A 2798-nucleotide genomic window follows, 5' to 3' on the forward strand; every position below is an offset into this window, starting at 1 on the left:
GCGAAGAAGTGGTCGTGGATGCTCACCTGCGCCACGCCCAGCACCTCCTGCCAGATCCGCACCAGCAGCGCCTCGGTCGGCGTGCGCGGCGCGACCACCCGCGCCTGCTGCGCGCCGGGCCACTCCGGCACCGGCAAGGCCTTACGATCGAGCTTGCCGCTGGGCGTTTTCGGCAGCGCGTCGAGGAAGACGAACGCGGCGGGGAGCATGTAGTCGGGTAGGCGCGCGGCCAGGTAGGCCCGGACTTCAGGGGGCAGGGGGCGGGGAGCGCGACTCGGAACGGCCTCGGTCGGGTCCCCGTCCGCCGGTATGCCCGTGTGCCCGTGTGCTGCGCCAACCACGTACGCCACCAGCCGTTGATCGCCTGCCCCATCCGCGCGCGCCACGACCACGCACTCGCGGATGGCCTCATGCTGCCGCAGCACGGCCTCAATCTCGCCCGGCTCGATGCGGAAGCCGCGCAGCTTCACCTGCTGGTCAATCCGCCCCAGGATCTCGATCGTGCCGTCGGCGCGCCAGCGGCCAAGATCGCCGGTGCGGACCATGCGCTGGCCGTCCTCGAACGGACACGGCACGAAGCGCTCCGCCGTGAGGTCGGGGCGGAACAGGTAGCCGCGTGATACACTCTCGCCCGCAATGCAGACCTCGCCCGCGATGCCGATCGGCTGTGGCTGCTGGTGCTGGTCGAGGATGTAGATCCGGTTGTTGTGCAAGGGCCTGCCCACCGTGATCGGCTGGCCGAGATCGGAAGCGCGGATGCCGCCCAGGAGATTGATGTCGCTGATCTCGGTCAGGCCGTAGATGTTGACGATCTCGACGCTGGGGCCGAGCTGGCCGAAGACCGCATCGAGCAAGCGCTGTTCGAGCTTCTCGCCGCCGATCAGCACATAGCGCAGCGCGTTCGGCGGCTGCTGCGGCGCGACCTCGTTCAGCACCGCGTGCATGTAGGAGGGCACCGCGTCGAGCAGATGCACCTGCTGCTCATGCAGGTAGCGCAGGAGCGTGCGGCTGTCGAGCTTGACCGCATCGGGAATGATGTGCAGCGTGCGGCCAAAGATCAGCGTCGGGAAGATCTGGTTGACCGAGATGTCGAAGCTGATCGACGTAATCAGGCCGGTCGTTTGGACGGCGGGATCGTCGAAGTAGGCGCGCAGCCCATAGACCAGATTGATCAAGCCCTGCTGCGTGACCATCACGCCCTTTGGTCGTCCGGTCGAGCCAGAGGTGTAGATCAGGTAGGCCAGGTGATCGGGCAGCGCCGTGCGCGGCGGGTTGGCGGTCGGCTGATCGGCCAGCAGCGGCCAGTCGGCGTCCAGGCGGAAGACCTGCGCCGGATGCTCCGGCAATCTCGCCACGAGCGCGGCCTGGGTCAGGATCACAGGCGCGCGACTGTGCGCGAGCATGTAGTGCAAGCGCTCGGCGGGATAGGTGGGATCAAGGGGTACATACGCGCCGCCGGCCTTGAGGATCGCCAGCATCCCGACGATCATCTCCAGACTCCGCTCGACACACAGCGCGACGAGCACATCCGGCCCGACGCCCTGGCCTCGGAGGTGGTGCGCGAGCTGATTCGCCCGTGCATTCAGCTCGGCGTAGGTCAGCGCTTGCCCATCAAAGACGATCGCGGAAGCATGGGGCGTGCGCGCGGCCTGGGCCTCAAAGAGTTGATGCACGGCGGCATCACGCGGATACTCCGCCTCGGAGCGGTTCCAGTCGACAAGCATCTGCTGCTGTTCGGCCTCCGTCAGCAGCGGCAGCTCGGCAATCGGCACATCAGGATTCGTCACCATCCTCTCAAGCAATGCCTGAAAGTGTCCAGCCAGGCGCGCGATCGTCGCGGCCTCGAAGAGATCGCGGTTGTACTCGATGAAGCCGCCGATGCCGCTTGCCGTCTCGCCCAGGTTGAAGGTCAGATCGAACTGGGCCGTCCCGCTCTCCACCGGCAGCGACGTCACGGTGACATCCGCCAGACGTAGCTCTACGGTCGGCGTATTCTGCCAGGCGAAGAACACCTGAACAAGCGGGCTGCGGCTCGCGTCCCGCTCCGGCTGGAGTAGCTCGACGAGCTGGCCGAATGGTAACTCCTGATGCGCGTAGGCCGCCAGGCACGTCGCGCGCATCCGCTGCACCGCCTCCGTGCCCGTCGGCGCGCCCCCCAGGCTGCAGCGCAGCACCAGCGTGTTGAGACACAGCCCGATCAACCCCTCGGTTTCCGCCTGCCCCCGCTGCGCCACCGGCGTGCCCAGCAGCAGCTCCGGCTGCCCGCTGGCGCGGCTCAGCACCGCCGCCAGCGCCGTGCTCAGCAGCATAAAGACCGTCACCCCCTGCCGCTGGCTCGCCGCCCCCACCTGCGCGCTCAGCTCCGGCGTCAGCGTCAGCCAATGGCGCGCGCCACGGAACGTTTGTCGCGCCGGGCGTGGCCGATCGGTCGGCAAGGCCAGCACCGTGGGCGCACCCGCCAACTGCTGCTGCCAGTAGCCCCGCGCGCGCGCCAGGCGCTCTGCCGTCAGATGCTGGCGCTCCCAGAGGGCATAGTCGGCGTACTGGATCGGCAGCGCCGGCAGCAGGCGGCTGAGCGCGGCGACGCTGGGGGCCGGGTCGGCGCACGCGGCGGGGTAGAGCTGGGCCAGCTCGCGGACCAGTACGCCGATCGACCAGCCATCGGCGATCAGATGATGGAGGTTGAGCACCAGCAGATGGCGCTGAGGCTGAAGGCGCAGCAGGCGCACGCGGAGCAAGGGACCCTGCGCCAGGTCGAAGGGCTGGGCGACCGCCGCCGCAATGTGGGCAGCAAGCGC

Annotated in this window: 1 protein-coding gene; it reads right to left on the bottom strand. The window is 68.6% G+C overall.

Annotation, left to right across the window (positions count from 1 at the left end; translation table 11 throughout):
- Positions 1-2798 (bottom strand): amino acid adenylation domain-containing protein (locus VFZ66_12690; protein ID HEX6290046.1); only part of this gene is annotated, 2798 nt, incomplete at both ends.

It is taken from the genome of Herpetosiphonaceae bacterium (assembly GCA_036374795.1).
In the GTDB taxonomy this organism is placed as follows: domain Bacteria; phylum Chloroflexota; class Chloroflexia; order Chloroflexales; family Kallotenuaceae; genus LB3-1.